The organism is Duganella qianjiadongensis, from assembly GCF_009857915.1.
Lineage (GTDB): Bacteria > Pseudomonadota > Gammaproteobacteria > Burkholderiales > Burkholderiaceae_D > Rugamonas > Rugamonas qianjiadongensis.
The window spans coordinates 36,862-52,769 of the sequence record NZ_WWCM01000015.1; the positions used below are offsets into that span (position 1 = coordinate 36,862).

Genomic DNA, 15,908 nt, shown 5'->3' on the forward strand with positions numbered 1-15,908 from the left:
GTTTGCGTCATCCGGAACTGGCTTATTCCACCGTCACGGATTTGGCCAGATTACGCGGCTTGTCCACATCGGTGCCGCGCGCCAGCGCGGCGTGATAGGCCAGCAGCTGCAGCGACACCACGTGCAGGATAGGCGACAGCAGACCATAGTGTTCCGGCAGGCGGATCACATGCAGGCCTTCGCCGGAAGTGATGCGCGAATCGACGTCGGCGAACACATACAGCTGGCCGCCACGCGCACGTACTTCCTGCATATTCGATTTCAGCTTCTCGATCAGCGTGTCGTTCGGTGCAATGGTTACCACCGGCATTTCTTCCGTCACCAGCGCCAGCGGGCCATGCTTGAGTTCGCCTGCTGGATAGGCTTCTGCGTGGATATACGAAATCTCTTTCAGCTTGAGCGCACCTTCGAGCGCGATCGGGTAGTGCATGCCGCGGCCCAGGAACAGGGCATTTTCTTTACGGGCGAAATCTTCAGCCCAGGCAATGATCTGCGGTTCCAGCGCCAGCACCGACGAAATCGCAACCGGCAGATGGCGCATGGCTTTCAGGTGGGCTTCTTCTTCCGCATCGCTGAGCCGGCCATTGACTTGCGCCAGCGACAGCGTCAGCAGGAACAGTGCGGCCAGCTGGGTGGTGAAGGCCTTGGTCGATGCCACGCCTACTTCCACACCGGCGCGGGTGATATAGGCCAGTTTGCACTCGCGCACCATGGCACTGGTGGCCACGTTGCAGATGGTCAGCGTGTGCTCCATGCCCAGACTGCGTGCATGTTTTAGTGCGGCCAGCGTATCGGCCGTTTCGCCGCTTTGCGAAATCGTCACCACCAGCGTGTTCGGATGCGGCACGCTGTCGCGGTAGCGGTATTCGCTGGCAATTTCCACATTGACGGGAATCTTGGCGACGGATTCGATCCAGTACTTGGCCGTCAGGCCCGAGTAATAGCTGGTGCCGCAAGCGAGGATCAGCACACGGTCGATCTGCTTGAAGACGTTATAGGCGCCATCGCCAAACAGCTCGGGCATGATGCCGGTGACGCCTTCGAGCGTATCGCCGATCACGCGCGGCTGCTCGAAGATTTCTTTCTGCATATAGTGGCGGTATGGGCCCAGCTCGGCCGCACCGGTATGGGCGTGCACGGTTTTCACTTCGCGCTCGACCGGCTTGCCGGCGCTATCGACCACCCAGATGCGGCCCAGCTGCAGGTCGACCACGTCGCCTTCTTCCAGATAGATGATCTGGTCGGTGGTACCGGCCAGCGCCATAGCGTCCGAAGCAACGAAGTTTTCACCTTTGCCCAGACCGACGATCAGCGGCGAACCCTGACGGGCAGCCACCACGCGGTGCGGCTCTTCGCGGGCAAATACGGCAATCGCGTATGCGCCATGCAGACGTTTGACGGCCTGCTGCACGGTATCGAACAGATCGCCGTTATACATATGATCCACCAGGTGGGCGATCACTTCCGTGTCGGTCTGGCTCTGGAACACATAACCGAGGCCCACCAGTTCGGCGCGCAGTTCGTCGTGGTTTTCGATAATGCCATTGTGGACCAGCGCAATACGGGCCTGCTCGGTGCTCGGCGAGAAGTGCGGGTGAGCATTGTGCGAGGCCGGCGCACCGTGGGTCGCCCAGCGGGTGTGGGCAATGCCGGTGAAACCGTGCATGCCGGCTTCATCGATCTGCTTTTCCAGATCGGCCACGCGCGAGGTGCTGCGCGAACGTTGCAGCTGACCATCCAGATGCAGCGCCACGCCGCACGAATCATAGCCGCGGTATTCCAGGCGTTTCAGACCTTCGATCAGAATAGGGGTGATGTTGCGTTGCGCTACCGCGCCGACGATGCCGCACATAAAAAACCTCGACTAGAAAATGGAATCGTCATGCTAGTTCAGTCGTTATGAAATATGCTTTCTATTTGATGTACATTATGGAATATTATTTCACCATCACATCGCAGTGAAATATTCTTTCATTTTATTGGAAAATTTTTATGGATGAGATAGATCGCCGCATACTCAATGCGCTACAAATTGATGCTTCGCAAACAAATGCCGAACTGGCGCTGGCGGTCCACGTTTCCGCGCCCACCTGTTTGCGCCGCGTCAAGCAATTAACCGAGAGCGGCTTGATCCAGCGACAGGTCGCCATCATCGCACCGGAAAAGGTGGGCCCCAGCCTGACCGCCATCGTTGAAATCTCGCTCGATAACCAGGCTGCCGAACGGATGAGCGAGTTCGAAGCCCATGTGGCGGACGAAAGTGCCGTGCTGCAGTGCTACCGCGTGGCGCCGGGGCCGGATTTTGTGCTAATCGTACAGGTGAACGATATGCCGGCCTATCACGCACTAGCGCATCGCCTGTTCACCGCTCACCGCAATGTGCGTAACGTGAAAGCCTATTTTTCTACCTCGCGCAGCAAATTCGAGACGCGCATCCTGCTCTAGCAGATTTATCCTCAGCCTATCCCCCGCTTGTTCCCCTGCTTGCCCACAGCTTTATGCACAGGCACGGCCAGGCAGGGGAAGTTTTCCCGCTTTTCCCACCGGCTATTCCCGCGCTATACACAGGCTTACACACAAGTTTATCCACAGATAAAACTTATCCCGCATAACCCACAGCGTTTTCAACAAGCTTATCCACATACGTGGAAAAACCACCCGTATCTGTCATCCGGAAACATTTCCAGTGATCGAATCCGGTATTTATTCACTTGTTATCCAGTGTTTATCCGTCGCTTACCCAGCCGATATCCGCAGGCTTCTCCACACGTTTATCCACAAGGATAAAAACACTGCTAATAACTCGAGCGGCAACAAAAAAGCCGGGAAGAATCCCGGCTTAGGCTGGCGCTATGCTGCGCTTATTTCGGCTTCTTGACGGGACGGGTCCATTCTTCGATGGTCAGCTGGCGCGCCCGCGAAATGGTCAGCTTGCCTGCCGGTGCGTCCTTGCTCAGCGTAGTGCCGGCACCCAGCGTGGCGCCTTTGCCCACGGTGACAGGGGCGATCAGCTGGCTGTCGCTACCGATAAAGGCATCATCCTCGATCACGGTGCGGAACTTGTTGGCGCCATCGTAATTGCAAGTAATCGTGCCGGCGCCGATATTCACGCGCGAGCCCACGGTGGCATCGCCGATATAGGCCAGATGGTTGGCCTTGCTGTGTGCGGCCACCTGACCATTTTTGATTTCGACGAAGTTACCCACATGCACATCTTCCGCCAGCACGGTGCCGGGACGCAGGCGTGCATAGGGGCCGATGATAGAGACCGGGCCCACGACGGCTTCCTCGATATGGCAGAACGGCTTGATCTGGGCACCGGCTTCGATGCGGGCATTCACCAGCACGCTATGCGCACCCACCTGCACGCCATCGGCCAGTTCGACCTTGCCTTCGAACACACAGCCCACATCGATCACCACATCGCGCCCGCAGATCAGTTCGCCACGTACATCGATACGGGCCGGATCCATCAGAGTCACGCCCTGTTCCAGCAATTTCAGCGCAATATTGCCCTGATGAATGCGCTCAAGCTCGGCCAGCTGCACCTTGCTGTTCACGCCCGCCACTTCCCACTGGGCCGAAGGCTGCGCTGCCACCACCGGCACACCATCAGCCACCGCCATGGCGACGATGTCGGTCAGATAGTACTCGCCCTGCGCATTGTTATTTTTCAGCGCGCCCAGCCACTGTTTGAGGCGGGCAGTCGGCACCACCATGATGCCGCTATTGATTTCCTTGATAGCGCGCTCTTCCTCGGTGGCATCTTTCTGCTCGACGATGCGCTTGATTTCGCCGTTTTCGCGGACGATACGGCCCAGACCGAAAGGGTCGTCCTGCACCACGGTCAGGATGCCCAGCTTGTCCTGCCCGGCCACATCGATCAGACCTTGCAGCGATGCGGCGGTGGTCAGCGGCACGTCGCCATACAGGATCAGGGTAGGCGCCCGATCATCGAGTTCCGGCAGAGCCTGCATAACTGCATGACCCGTACCCAGCTGCGGTTCCTGCAAGGCAGTCGCCACCTTTTCCGGCTGCTTAGCCAGCATGTCCAGTACGGCCGCGCCACCATGGCCGTAAATCACGCATAATCGGCTGGCCGCAAGACTGCGCGCGGTATCGAGTACGTGCGACAGCAGCGGCTTGCCGGCCAGCGGATGCAAAACTTTCGGCAAAGCGGACTGCATGCGTTTGCCCATGCCTGCGGCGAGGATCACTACGTTCATAGTTGCCAGTTCAAAAGAGTTAACGAATGCGAAAGTTTAACATGGCCTTTCCTGCTGCCCGTGCACTCTGGCCTTACACCTTTGCACTATTTCTGCTGCTGGCGCTGGGTGCCTGCAGCTCGCTGCGACTAGCCTACAACCACGGCGACACCTTGCTGTACTGGTGGCTGGACGGCTATGTCGATCTTGACCGCGAGCAAAAAACTCAGGTCCGGAAGGATATCGATCAGCTCTTCCAGTGGCATCGCACCAGCCAGCTGCAGGATTATGCCCAGCTACTGCAGACGGGCCAGCAGCGCCACCTGAATAATCCCACCGATACGGCCAGCCTGCGCGCCAGCTGGGGCGAAGTACGCCAGCGCATGCAGGTGCTGCTGCTGCATGCCGTGCCGGAACTGGCTGACCTGCTGCGCTCGCTGCGGCCCGAACAGATCCGCTCCATGGAAAAGAAGTTCGCGGCCAATAATGCCGAATTCCGCGACAAATATATGCGGGGTGATATAGCAACCCAGCAAAAGGCGCGCTTCCAGCAAGCGCTGGACCAGTTCGAACTGTGGTTTGGTGATTTCAGCCGGACGCAGGAAGCGCAGATCCGCCAGCTGTCCGATGCCCGGCCTCTGCTTACCAGCCAGCTGCTGGAAGAGCGCATGCGGCGCCAGAGTGAAATCGTGGCGCTGGCGCGCAAAATCCAGCAGGAACAACCGGGCCGCGTCGCCACCATGGAATTGCTGCGCCAGCTGATCAACGACACTTTCCGGCAGATGGAGAGCGGGCCCCGTGCGCCTGCCCTGGTCGAGTATGAGGAAAGCACCGTGCAGATGGTGCTGGGCGTCATACAGTTATCCACAACAAGTCAGAAAGCTCACGCCCAGCACAGAATACAGGACTGTATCCACGACCTGAAAGTGCTGGCGCAGGAAGGCCACAGCAGCAGGCCGTGAAGCCCCGTATGTTATAGTCGCGCCTGATAAATCAACCACCTGCATCATGCCTAGAAAGCCCGCCAGCAAACCCGCCAAACCGGCCAAAGTTCCCGTCCATGGCCCGCAGCACAGCCATCAGGTGCGCATCATCGGCGGTAGCTGGAAACGCACGCCCCTGCCAGTGCTCAGCGCCTCCGGCCTGCGCCCGACCCCGGACCGCGTGCGCGAAACCGTGTTTAACTGGATCAACCACCAGCGCGATGGCGATTGGGCCAGCGCGCGCGTGCTCGATCTGTTCGCCGGCAGCGGTGCGCTCGGTTTCGAAGCGGCCAGCCGGGGCGCGCTCAGCGTCACCATGGTCGATAGCGTGACGGCCGTGGTGCAGCAGCTGGAAACCATCAAACAGAAACTCAAAGCCGACAAGGTGCAGATCATGCGCGGCGATGCTCTGGCCGTGGCGCAATCGGCCGCCAGCCGGGGCCAGCGCTACGATCTGGTCTTCCTCGATCCGCCTTACCAGCAAAGCTTTATCGAGCGTGCTTTGCCGCTGTGCAGCAAATTGCTGGAAGAGGGTGGACTGGTGTATGCCGAGTCGGGCATACCGCTCGAGTTTGCCGATGATGCCAGCCCGGAATGGATGGCCGGCTGGGAAGTGATCCGCGCCGATAAAGCGGGCATGGTGCACTTCCATTTACTAAAACGCAAGATTTAAGCCCGCCGGCTGTCCAAAAGCCGCCGTCAGAGTGCCCGAAATGCGGGCAAACGGCATTTTTCAGGCATAATGGCGCGTTCTAAATTGGTGCACTGCAAGGAGCCGACATGGTCGTAGCTGTTTATCCGGGAACTTTTGATCCGCTGACCCGTGGTCACGAGGATCTGGTGCGTCGCGCATCGGGTCTGTTCGACACGCTGGTGGTCGGGGTCGCCGATAGCCAGAGCAAGAAACCATTTTTCACGCTGGAAGAACGCCTGACCATCGCCAATGAAGTGCTGGGTCACTATCCCAACGTAAAAGTGCAGGGCTTTTCCGGCCTGCTCAAGGATTTCGTGCGCGAGCATGATGCCCGCGTCATCGTGCGCGGCCTGCGCGCCGTGTCCGACTTCGAATACGAGTTCCAGATGGCGGGCATGAACCGCTACCTGCTGCCCGATGTCGAAACCATGTTCCTGACGCCATCCGACCAGTATCAGTTTATTTCCGGCACCATCGTGCGCGAGATTGCCGTACTCGGTGGCGATGTTTCCAAATTTGTGTTCCCCTCGGTCGACCGCTGGCTGCAAAAGAAAATTGCCGCCACCCGTGACCAGTAAGCAGCGAGTACCAGCATGGCCTTAATGATTACCGACGACTGCATCAATTGCGACGTGTGCGAGCCCGAGTGCCCCAACGACGCCATTTTTATGGGCGCCGAAATTTACCAGATCCACCCCGACAAATGCACCGAATGCGTGGGCCACTTTGACGAGCCGCAGTGCCAGCAAGTGTGTCCGGTAAGCTGCATACCCTTCAATCCTGCCATGCGGGAGAGCAAGGAAGAACTGCAGGCCAAGTTCGAGCGCCTGCAGGCAAGCAAGGCCTGACAGGCCACACCACCATGCCGCAGCGGCCAATTCCGGCTGCCTGCGGTTTTCCCTGCATGATGTCGTGCCAGCGGTGGTATATTCCGATCGAGTCCAGAGCGCCCGGTGCGCCGGCCCCACTACCTTTCGGAGACGACATATGAAACGCAGAAATATCCTGAAAAGCCTGTTTGCCGCCACCATGCTGGCTGGCAGCTTCTGCCTGCCCGCACTGGCTGCGGTGGAAGTCGCTGGCGTCAAGTTCGACGATAGCATCAAGGTCGCGGGCAGCGAGCTCAAACTCAATGGCGCAGGCGTGCGCACCAAAGTCATCTTCAAGGTGTATGCCGCCGGCCTCTACCTGACAGAAAAGAAAACCAGCGTGGCCGACGTGCTGGCCACCAGCGGCCCGCGCCGGGTTGCCATCACCATGCTGCGCGAAGTCAGCTCGGAAGATTTCGGCAAAGCCTTCATGGATGGTCTGAACAACAATACCGACAAGAACGAGCGCACCCGCATCCTGCCGCAGACCATGAAGTTCGGTGAAGTGTTTGCCCAGATTCCCGCCCTGAAAAAGAACGACCAGCTGACGCTGGACTGGACCCCGAACGAGGGTACCCAGTGCTATCTGAACGGTAAAAAGATCGGTGAGCTGATGCCTGACGTGGCGTTCTACAACGCCGTACTGCGCATCTGGCTGGGTGAGCATCCGGTCGATAGTGACCTGAAACCAGCACTACTGGGCGGAAAGTAAGTCTAGACGCGCGAAGCAATCGCGCGCAGCTCGGCCACGTGACTAGGCTCGCCTTCGATGGAATTGAGCATATGCTTGAGCAGCATGGCATCGCGCATCTGGCGGCGTTGCAGCTGCTCTTCCTTGCTCAGGCGCGGGCGGACCAGCAGCATGGCGGCGCGGGCCAGGCCCGTCAGCAAAGGTTTAAACAAGAGCAGCACGGCGCACACGGCGCCGCTTGCCAGCGCCAGCTCGCCAGCGCTGATCAGAGAGATATTTTGTACGGCAGAAATCAGGGTAGACATGGTGTTACAAGGCATTTAGAATCAGACGGTACTATAGTGCAGTGCAACATAAGTAGCCAATTTACTTCCCCGATAACAATTATTCATTTGGTGAATGGAATGTCGTATCATTGATGCAAAATGATATTTCTTGTCCATCCGACCATCTGAGCCACGACTGAGCCGCCATGAGCTTCCTGACGCTAGACTTGAACCTGTTACGCGTCTTTGACGCCGTGATGACCGAGCAGAACCTGACCCGCGCCGCCGGCCATCTGGCCATGACGCAGCCGGCCGTCTCCAATGCCATCAAGCGTCTGCGCGAAAGTCTGGGCGACGAGTTGCTGATCCGTACCGCCTATGGCGTCAAACCGACGCCGCGCGCCGAGTCGCTGTGGCCGTCCGTGCGCAGCGCGCTGGCCAGTCTGGAAGCGGCAGTCGCACCGGAAACCTTCGATGTATCGGCGGCCCACGCCACCTTCCGTATGGCCATGGCCGATGCCACGGCGGCCTTCTGGCTGCCAGCCCTGATGCGCTCGATCGAAAATGAAGCACCGGGCGTGAACGTGCGCATGGTGCCGCTGACCACGCGGGAACCGCGCCCCATGCTGCTGCGCGGCGATATCGATCTGGCCGTCGGCTTTTTCCCCGGCGTGGCCGCCCAGCTGTCCTACGAAACGGGTTCGCCTATCCGCCACGAACGGCTGTATTCGGGCCATTATGTGTGCGTGATGCGGCGCGACCACCCGCTGTCGAAAGTCGACCTGACGCTGGATAACTATTGCGCCGCCAATCACCTGCTGGTGAGTTTCTCCGGCCGCGCGCATGGTCTGGTGGATGAAGCGCTGGCACAGATCCAGCGCGAACGCCGCATTCTGCTGACCGTGAACCAGTTCTTCACGGCAGGCCGGGTAGTGGCCAACTCCGACCTGATTACCGTGCTGCCGCGCCACCTGATCGCCTCGACAGGGATGACCGACGCGCTCATTTCCAAGGAATTGCCGTTCCAGCTGCCTGCCGTCCACCTCGACATGCTGTGGCACGAACGCGATGCGCGCAGCCCCGCCCACAAGTGGCTGCGCCGCCATCTGGAAGGCATGAACAGCGTGGCCCAGCGCACGGCGCCCGGTTCGGCGCCGCGCAGCGACACCTACTGAGACTGTCCGGCCGCAGCTATTAACTGTGGCTGGAACGGTAGCCGACGCGGAAGCCGCCCCAGTGGCGGCCGTTCACATAAATCGGCACGGATAAATCGTGCATCACTTCGCCCGTATCGCGTTTGTAAGTCTGTAGCAGGAAGGGCTGGGTGCTGCTGCCGCAGCGCTTGCCGGTGCGGTCGCTGAATATCCGCTTGGTGCGGTTATTCACCATGTCGACATCGTAGTCGCCCGTCAGCGGCTGCGAGAACTTGCGGTTGTGGGTGGGGAAATAGCCATTGTTATCCACCGCACCGGCATAAGCCAGCTGCGGCATGGCTTCCAGCACGGCTTCCTGCAAAGGTGGCAATACCCGGTCGGTGAAATCATCGAAGCGCGATTTATGCTTTTGCGGATTGGTGTTCGGTATCGGCGTGTAATGGCGGTCGAACAGCGCTTCCTGACTGATCTGACCGCTGGAAATGGCCGATTCGAACAACCGTCCCACATCGCGCGCCGCCTGCTGGGCAGCGATCCGGATCGGATCATGCGAGCTTTCGATGGCCGATGCGCTCAGCGCACGGGTAATCACTTCGGCCCGTTCGGCCAGAGCCTGCGCCGAACCGGCCGCACGTGGCAATTGCTGCTCGGTCGAATGCAGGCTGTCGCGGATACTGCTGACGCCCTGAGCAATAATTTCACTGGTATCCACATGCTCGCGCGCCGCCTGGGCAATCTGGCCAATCTGCTGTTCCGATACGCTCGACGACTGTTCTATGTTACCCAGCAATCCGTGCACGGTTTCGACATTGCCCACCGCCACGCTCACGCTTTGCGCCAGTGTGGTCATACCGCCGGCTGCCTGTTCGGCCTGCTGGTTAATTTCGCGCACCATGGCGCTGATTTCATCAGTCGCTTCTTTGGTGCGTAAGGCTAGCTGGCGCACTTCGTTGGCCACCACGGCAAAACCGCGCCCCTGTTCGCCAGCCCGCGCTGCTTCGATGGCGGCATTCAGCGCCAGCAGATTGGTACGGGCAGAAATCTCGCTGATCGCTTCGGTAAAGCTATAAATTTTGCGGGCATTGGACTGCAAGCTGGCCATCATGGCACCGGCCGTCTGCGCTTCTGCGCGAGCGGCCTTGATACGCTGTAGGCCCAGATCCGCTTCGCTGCGCCCTGCGACAGTTTCACCTTTAACCTGCGCTGCAATGCGGGCAGCCTGCTCGGCATTGGCGGCGATAACGCTGGAGGCTTCGAGATTTTCCGTGGCGCGGTCGGCAATGTCGGCGCTGGTGCCGACATCGAGCGCCACTTTGGTTTTGACGGAATCGACGAAGAAAGAGGTTTCGGCGGCGCCTATCATGATGGCGTCGATTTCATCGCCCACCACACGGGCAAAACGGCGCGCCCCGTCGTCACTGTAGCGACGCGCTTCGTACCAGCGCATCAGCAATGCTGCAGCCAGTGCTGTAGGGAAGGCCAGCCCGGCCGTCGCTAGCAGAGAAGCGGGGCTATCGGTAAGCCAGCCCAGCACTAAAGCGATCACCATGCCGAGTAGCGTTGCCGCGCCCAGCCACAGTCCCCTTAACAGCCATGGCTGCTGAAAAAGCTTCATCTATCTCCCCCGTTACAGGCTGCAACAGGAGAACGATGTAAATTTCGTTCTCTGCTGCTATTTTATGGGCAACTTGGTGGTATTCTTCACCTCTTCCATAACGGCGTAAGTGTGGGTTTCACGTACACCTTTCTGGAGCAGGGTTTTACCAAGGAATTCGCGGTATGCTGCCATGTCCTTGACGCGAGCTTTTACCAGATAGTCAAAACCGCCAGCAACCATGTGGCATTCTAATACTTCTGGTATCAGCTGAACGCTATGTTTAAAGGCATCGAAGACTTCGGGCGTGGTGCGATCGAGCACAACCTCGATGAAAACGAGTAAGGAAACGTCCAGTAACTGCGGATTGAGCTGGGCCGTATAACCCATGATATAGCCGGATTCGTGCAGTTTTCGCACACGTTCCAGGCAAGCTGCTGGTGACAGATTCACCCGCGCAGCCAGTTCTACGTTGCTGATGCGGCCATCGCTCTGCAATTCCATCAAGATTTTTTTACTGATCTTGTCTAGCATTTCCGGGGACTCCAAAATTAATATTATTTGGTTAAATTGTCTCACTAAAAACAATCTATTGCTAGTACCTTGTAATACCAGAATTAATCCAGAAGAAATCGCTTTACAATCGAATCATTAGCAGTTCACTTCAAAATACGCTCGCCAGCACTCGCCGGTCGGGCGTTTTTTCTAATGTACGGCACTAAAATTTCTTACTGAAAGTATCCCATGTCTGCTGTCATCAGCCCGCGTTTTACCCCGTTCTCCGCGCTTCAGGACGAGATCCTGCGTGATCCGATTCCCCTCCGCTCCGCAGTAACTGCCGCCTACCGGCGCGATGAAGTGAGCGCCGTGCAATGGCTGCTGGAACAGATAACCAACAATGACGAAGCCACGCTGAAACAGTCGCAGCAACTGGCGCATAAACTGGTCAGCTCGGTGCGTGCCCAGCGCACCCGCGCTTCCGGCGTCGATGCCCTGATGCACGAATTTTCCCTATCGTCCGAAGAAGGCGTGGCACTGATGTGTCTGGCCGAGGCACTGTTGCGTATTCCCGACAACGCCACGGCTGATCGATTGATCGCCGACAAGATCAGCAAAGGCGACTGGCGCAAGCATCTGGGCGAATCGCCTTCGCTGTTCGTCAATGCTGCCACCTGGGGCCTCTTGATCACCGGCAAACTGGTCAGCACCAGCAGCGAAACGGGGCTGGGTTCGGCCCTGACCAAGCTCATTTCCAAAGGCGGCGAACCACTGATCCGCAAAGGCGTGGATCTGGCCATGCGCATGCTGGGTAACCAGTTCGTCACCGGCCAGACGATCGACGAAGCCATCAAGAACGGCCAGGCCAACGAGGCACGCGGCTACCGCTATTCCTACGACATGCTGGGCGAAGCGGCGCTGACCGAAGCCGACGCCAAAAACTATTACGCTTCCTACGAAACGGCTATCCACGCCATCGGCAAGGCCTCGAATGGGCGCGGCATCAAGGACGGCCCCGGCATTTCCGTCAAACTGTCGGCCCTGCACCCACGCTACAGCCGCGCCCAGCGCGAACGCGTGATGACCGAATTGTTGCCGCGCGTGCGCGCACTGGTGCTGCTGGCCAAGCAATACGACATCGGCCTGAATATCGACGCAGAAGAAGCCGACCGTCTGGAACTCTCGCTCGACCTGATGGAAGCCCTGGCGCACGATGCAGAACTGGCCGGTTTCGAAGGCATCGGCTTCGTCGTGCAGGCTTATCAGAAACGCTGCCCGTTCGTGATCGACTATCTGATCGATCTGGCCAAGCGCAGCGGCCGCAAATTCATGGTGCGTCTGGTCAAAGGCGCTTACTGGGATGCGGAAATCAAGCGTGCACAGGTCGATGGCATGAGCGGCTATCCCGTCTATACGCGCAAGGTCTATACCGACGTGTCGTATCTGGTCTGCGCGCAGAAGCTGCTGGGCGCCACCAGCGTCATCTATCCGCAGTTTGCCACCCACAATGCGCAGACGCTGTCCACCATCTACACCTGGGCCAAGCGCGATGGCGTGACCGATTACGAATTCCAGTGCCTGCACGGCATGGGCGAATCGCTGTACGACCAGGTGGTGGGCAAGGACAATCTGGATAAAGCCTGCCGTATCTATGCGCCGGTCGGCACCCACGAAACGCTGCTGGCCTATCTGGTACGCCGCCTGCTGGAAAACGGCGCCAACTCGTCCTTCGTCAACCAGATCGTCGATGAAGCGATACCCGTCGAATCACTGATCAAGGATCCCGTTGCACTGGCGCGCGAGCAGGGCGGTCAGCCGCACCGCGGCATTCCCTTGCCGCTCGATATGTTTGGCACGGAACGCAAAAACTCGGCCGGTTTCGATCTGGCCAATGAAAATGTGCTGCGCCGCGTGGCCGCCGAGCTGGCCGAGCCGCGTAGCTGGCACGCCACGCCGCTGCTGGCCGGTGGTGTCAGCGCTGGCCAGCCAGTACAGAACGTCACCAATCCGGCCCAGCGCAGCGATGTGGTGGGCCAGCTGGTAGAAGCCAGTGCCGCCGACGTGGAAACGGCGCTGACCAGCGCCAGCCAGTACGCCATGGACTGGCAGGTTACGGAACCGGCCCTGCGCGCCGCGGCGCTGGACCGTGCAGCCGAGCTGTTCGAAACCCATGCCATGGAGCTGATGACGCTGGCGATCCGCGAAGCGGGCAAATCGCTGCCCAATGCGATTGCCGAACTGCGTGAAGCGGTCGATTTCCTGCGTTACTACGCCAACCAAGTGCGCGGCGGCAGCAACACGCTGGCGCTCGGCCCCGTTACCTGTATCAGCCCATGGAACTTCCCGCTGGCCATCTTCACGGGCCAGGTGGCCGCTGCGCTCGCTGCCGGTAACGTGGTGCTGGCCAAACCGGCCGAACAGACCCCGCTGATCGCCCACCGCGCCGTAGAACTGCTGCATGAAGCGGGCATTCCCCGTGCGGCTCTGCAATTCCTGCCGGGCCGCGGCGAAGTGGTTGGCGCTGCGCTGACGGCCGATAGCCGGATCAAGGGCGTGATTTTCACCGGCTCGACCGAAGTAGCCCAGCTGATCAACCGCACCCTGGCCAAACGCGCTGTCGCGGAAAACATCGATATTCCCCTGATCGCCGAAACGGGTGGCCAGAACGCCATGATCGTGGATTCCTCGGCACTGCCGGAACAGGTGGTACAGGATGCGATTTCGTCCGCCTTCGATAGCGCCGGCCAGCGCTGCTCGGCGCTGCGCGTGCTGTTCCTGCAGGAAGATATCGCCGACAAAACCATCAAAATGCTGAAAGGCGCAATGCTGGAACTGAATGTGGGCAGCCCGGACCGTCTGGTAACGGACATCGGCCCTGTCATCGATGCTGAAGCCCAGCAGAATCTGCTTTCGCACATCAACAAGCTGAAAGCCACTGCGCTCAACTACTTCTCGCTCGATCTGCCCTCCCACGTGACTTCGGCCGGTACTTTCGTGCCGCCTACGGTACTGGAAATCCGTACACTGGAAGAACTGACGCAGGAAGTTTTCGGCCCCGTGCTGCACGTGATCCGCTACAAGCGCGCCGATCTGCCAAAACTGGTGGACCAGATCAATGGCAGCGGCTTCGGTCTGACGCTGGGCGTGCATTCGCGTATCGATGAAACCATCGATTACATCACCAGCCGCGCCCACGTCGGCAATATCTATGTCAACCGCAATATTGTCGGCGCCGTGGTCGGCGTGCAGCCATTCGGCGGCGAAGGCAAATCGGGCACCGGCCCGAAAGCGGGCGGCCCGCTCTACCTAAAACGCCTGCAGCGCAATGCCCATTGCGGCCAGCCAGCGGTACATAGCGATTCGCCTGCTCTGGACGCCTTCAAAGCCTGGGCGCACAACCTCGGCCACGAACAGCTGGTCCAGCTGGCGGATAACTATGGCCGTCAATCGCAACTGGGCCAGCTGACGGTATTGCCCGGTCCTACGGGTGAACGCAATACGCTGGCTCTGGTAGCCCGCGGTGCGATCGGCTGTGCGGCCAGCAATCAGGCGGTGCTGCTCAACCAGCTGGCAGCGACGCTGGCTACCGGCAATATCGCCCTGATGAGCAATGAAACGGCGCAACATCTGCCCAAAGACCTGCCGGCAGCCGTCAGGGACCGCATACAGGTGATCGCCCAGATCGATCACTTCGATGCCGAGTTCCAGATCGTACTGGTGGAATCTGCGCTGACGGCCAGCCTGCGCAGCCGCATGGCCGCACGTGACGGCGCACTGGTCGGTGTCATCGATACCAGCGCCAACGAAGCGATACCGCTGTGGCGATTGCTGGCCGAGCGCGCCCTGTGCGTCAACACCACCGCTGCGGGCGGCAATGCCAGCCTGATGACGCTGGACGCATAAACACGACGGTTACCTGTTGCTGTCTTAAGGCCGGAAGCATTCCGGCCTTTTTTTTATTCTGCGCCACCTCGCGCTTTGCAGAAGTTCTCGATGATGTCGTAGGCGTAGCGCGAGGCCACTGTCTTTACGAAGCGCATGAAATCGACTGCCGCATCGTCATTGGCGTTATCGGAAATGGTGCGGATCACGGCAAATGGTATACCCAGCTCGAAACAGACCTGCGCCACTGCAGCGCCTTCCATTTCCACCGCCAGAACGTCTGGTATAGCAGTTTTCAAGGCGTCGATCTGGCTGCGCTTGCCGATAAACTGATCACCGCTGGCAATCAGACCGCGATGGACACGGCCGGTTTTCTCCGCTGCCAGCACCAGCCGTTCAGTCAGCGCGCGATCGCTGGCAAACCGGGTGAGCCCGGTCAGAGGGATTTCAAAACGGGGAAACAGGGGACTGGCATCGAAATCATGCTGGATCAGTTCTTCCGCCACCACAATATCGCCGACATGGACGTTTTTATCCCCGCTACCGGCCACGCCGGTAAAGATGATGTGGGTAACTTCGAACTTTTCCACAAGGATGGCAGCTGTCATGGCTGCAGCAACCTTGCCTATACGCGATAAAACGCACACAGCGTCGATTTCCCACAGTTTTCCGTCCGTGTACTCACGCATGCCGTGAAAACGCTTGGAGGGGCTCTCCATGGCTTCTATCAAGCCATGCTGTTCTTCCGCCAATGCACTGATGATGCCTAAACGCATACTTTTTCCCTGGAATTTGCCATCTGGTCTGTGGATGAATCGCGATTTTTCCACAGCTGACTGCTTAAAACGGTGAATTTTAAGGCGTTTTTTGTGTGTCAGTGGCTTTTCAGAGAGCGTACAGGGCCTCAGATTTCGGGCAGACTTCGCGTTTTCGTGGTTTAGTAGTTTACAAGAGTTTTATATAAAAATAGTAGTAATAGTAAACGTACAAGTAGCTGTGGATAAGTCCTGTATACGTTTACAAATCATTTGTTTACGCGAAAGATAAGGATCTGCATAAGCGCTGTACCAAA

14 protein-coding genes are annotated in these 15,908 nt (G+C 58.8%); 8 read left to right on the plus strand and 6 right to left on the minus strand.

What is annotated here, in order from left to right; genetic code table 11:
- Window positions 1-22 precede the first annotated feature (22 nt).
- Entirely contained in the window at window positions 23-1,852 is a 1,830-nt protein-coding gene (gene glmS / locus GTP27_RS18350) for a glutamine--fructose-6-phosphate transaminase (isomerizing) (RefSeq protein WP_161040608.1), read from the minus strand.
- Window positions 1,853-1,992: 140 nt separating this feature from the next.
- On the opposite strand from glmS, the gene GTP27_RS18355 reads away from it, so the two are divergent.
- Window positions 1,993-2,445: an Lrp/AsnC family transcriptional regulator gene (locus tag GTP27_RS18355; RefSeq protein ID WP_161040609.1), complete on the plus strand. Its 453-nt coding sequence runs from the start codon at window positions 1,993-1,995 to the stop codon at window positions 2,443-2,445.
- Between the two features lie 416 nt (window positions 2,446-2,861).
- Here the strand turns inward: GTP27_RS18355 and glmU are convergent, their stop codons facing one another.
- Window positions 2,862-4,226, minus strand: coding sequence for a bifunctional UDP-N-acetylglucosamine diphosphorylase/glucosamine-1-phosphate N-acetyltransferase GlmU (gene glmU / locus GTP27_RS18360; RefSeq protein WP_161040610.1), 1,365 nt, complete (start codon window positions 4,224-4,226; stop codon window positions 2,862-2,864).
- Window positions 4,227-4,252: 26 nt separating this feature from the next.
- Here glmU and GTP27_RS18365 point away from each other — a divergent pair, with 26 nt between their 5' ends.
- The 5 genes from GTP27_RS18365 to GTP27_RS18385 all read left to right on the plus strand — a co-directional run bounded on the left by GTP27_RS18365 (window position 4,253) and on the right by GTP27_RS18385 (window position 7,463).
- Window positions 4,253-5,167, plus strand: a complete 915-nt coding sequence (locus GTP27_RS18365; protein WP_161040611.1) for a DUF6279 family lipoprotein — start codon at window positions 4,253-4,255, stop codon at window positions 5,165-5,167.
- A gap of 46 nt (window positions 5,168-5,213) precedes the next feature.
- Window positions 5,214-5,861 (plus strand): 16S rRNA (guanine(966)-N(2))-methyltransferase RsmD, encoded by a 648-nt coding sequence (rsmD, locus tag GTP27_RS18370; RefSeq protein WP_161040612.1) that lies wholly within the window; start codon window positions 5,214-5,216, stop codon window positions 5,859-5,861.
- A gap of 107 nt (window positions 5,862-5,968) precedes the next feature.
- Complete coding sequence (gene coaD / locus GTP27_RS18375) at window positions 5,969-6,460, plus strand: pantetheine-phosphate adenylyltransferase (protein ID WP_155435614.1); 492 nt, start codon at window positions 5,969-5,971, stop codon at window positions 6,458-6,460.
- A 15-nt stretch (window positions 6,461-6,475) separates the two neighbouring features.
- Window positions 6,476-6,730, plus strand: a complete 255-nt coding sequence (locus GTP27_RS18380; protein ID WP_161040613.1) for a YfhL family 4Fe-4S dicluster ferredoxin — start codon at window positions 6,476-6,478, stop codon at window positions 6,728-6,730.
- 139 nt (window positions 6,731-6,869) lie between these two features.
- Window positions 6,870-7,463: a chalcone isomerase family protein gene (locus GTP27_RS18385; protein ID WP_161040614.1), complete on the plus strand. Its 594-nt coding sequence runs from the start codon at window positions 6,870-6,872 to the stop codon at window positions 7,461-7,463.
- A 2-nt stretch (window positions 7,464-7,465) separates the two neighbouring features.
- Here the strand turns inward: GTP27_RS18385 and GTP27_RS18390 are convergent, their stop codons facing one another.
- The gene (locus GTP27_RS18390; RefSeq protein WP_229634166.1) at window positions 7,466-7,747 is read right to left on the minus strand and encodes a hypothetical protein; all 282 of its coding nucleotides are present in this window, start codon (window positions 7,745-7,747) and stop codon (window positions 7,466-7,468) included.
- Window positions 7,748-7,914: 167 nt separating this feature from the next.
- Between GTP27_RS18390 and GTP27_RS18395 the strand changes: the two genes are divergently transcribed.
- Entirely contained in the window at window positions 7,915-8,883 is a 969-nt protein-coding gene (locus GTP27_RS18395) for a LysR family transcriptional regulator (RefSeq protein ID WP_161035812.1), read from the plus strand.
- Window positions 8,884-8,902: 19 nt separating this feature from the next.
- Here the strand turns inward: GTP27_RS18395 and GTP27_RS18400 are convergent, their stop codons facing one another.
- Window positions 8,903-10,477, minus strand: coding sequence for a methyl-accepting chemotaxis protein (locus GTP27_RS18400; RefSeq protein ID WP_161040616.1), 1,575 nt, complete (start codon window positions 10,475-10,477; stop codon window positions 8,903-8,905).
- 57 nt (window positions 10,478-10,534) lie between these two features.
- The gene (locus tag GTP27_RS18405; RefSeq protein ID WP_155435608.1) at window positions 10,535-10,990 is read right to left on the minus strand and encodes an Lrp/AsnC ligand binding domain-containing protein; all 456 of its coding nucleotides are present in this window, start codon (window positions 10,988-10,990) and stop codon (window positions 10,535-10,537) included.
- Window positions 10,991-11,200: 210 nt separating this feature from the next.
- On the opposite strand from GTP27_RS18405, the gene putA reads away from it, so the two are divergent.
- Complete coding sequence (gene putA, locus GTP27_RS18410) at window positions 11,201-14,857, plus strand: trifunctional transcriptional regulator/proline dehydrogenase/L-glutamate gamma-semialdehyde dehydrogenase (RefSeq protein ID WP_161040617.1); 3,657 nt, start codon at window positions 11,201-11,203, stop codon at window positions 14,855-14,857.
- Window positions 14,858-14,910: 53 nt separating this feature from the next.
- Here putA and GTP27_RS18415 read toward each other — a convergent pair whose 3' ends face one another.
- Window positions 14,911-15,612 (minus strand): 5'-methylthioadenosine/adenosylhomocysteine nucleosidase, encoded by a 702-nt coding sequence (locus GTP27_RS18415; protein WP_161040660.1) that lies wholly within the window; start codon window positions 15,610-15,612, stop codon window positions 14,911-14,913.
- Between the last annotated feature and the right edge of the window lie 296 nt (window positions 15,613-15,908).

Bases quoted from the DNA above. Each gene is read 5' to 3' on its own strand.
- glmS (WP_161040608.1), bottom strand. From the start codon at position 1,852: ATGTGCGGCATCGTCGGCGCGGTAGCGCAACGCAACATCACCCCTATT.
- GTP27_RS18355 (WP_161040609.1), top strand. From the start codon at position 1,993: ATGGATGAGATAGATCGCCGCATACTCAATGCGCTACAAATTGATGCT.
- glmU (WP_161040610.1), bottom strand. From the start codon at position 4,226: ATGAACGTAGTGATCCTCGCCGCAGGCATGGGCAAACGCATGCAGTCC.
- GTP27_RS18365 (WP_161040611.1), top strand. From the start codon at position 4,253: ATGCGAAAGTTTAACATGGCCTTTCCTGCTGCCCGTGCACTCTGGCCT.
- rsmD (WP_161040612.1), top strand. From the start codon at position 5,214: ATGCCTAGAAAGCCCGCCAGCAAACCCGCCAAACCGGCCAAAGTTCCC.
- coaD (WP_155435614.1), top strand. From the start codon at position 5,969: ATGGTCGTAGCTGTTTATCCGGGAACTTTTGATCCGCTGACCCGTGGT.
- GTP27_RS18380 (WP_161040613.1), top strand. From the start codon at position 6,476: ATGGCCTTAATGATTACCGACGACTGCATCAATTGCGACGTGTGCGAG.
- GTP27_RS18385 (WP_161040614.1), top strand. From the start codon at position 6,870: ATGAAACGCAGAAATATCCTGAAAAGCCTGTTTGCCGCCACCATGCTG.
- GTP27_RS18390 (WP_229634166.1), bottom strand. From the start codon at position 7,747: ATGTCTACCCTGATTTCTGCCGTACAAAATATCTCTCTGATCAGCGCT.
- GTP27_RS18395 (WP_161035812.1), top strand. From the start codon at position 7,915: ATGAGCTTCCTGACGCTAGACTTGAACCTGTTACGCGTCTTTGACGCC.
- GTP27_RS18400 (WP_161040616.1), bottom strand. From the start codon at position 10,477: ATGAAGCTTTTTCAGCAGCCATGGCTGTTAAGGGGACTGTGGCTGGGC.
- GTP27_RS18405 (WP_155435608.1), bottom strand. From the start codon at position 10,990: ATGCTAGACAAGATCAGTAAAAAAATCTTGATGGAATTGCAGAGCGAT.
- putA (WP_161040617.1), top strand. From the start codon at position 11,201: ATGTCTGCTGTCATCAGCCCGCGTTTTACCCCGTTCTCCGCGCTTCAG.
- GTP27_RS18415 (WP_161040660.1), bottom strand. From the start codon at position 15,612: ATGCGTTTAGGCATCATCAGTGCATTGGCGGAAGAACAGCATGGCTTG.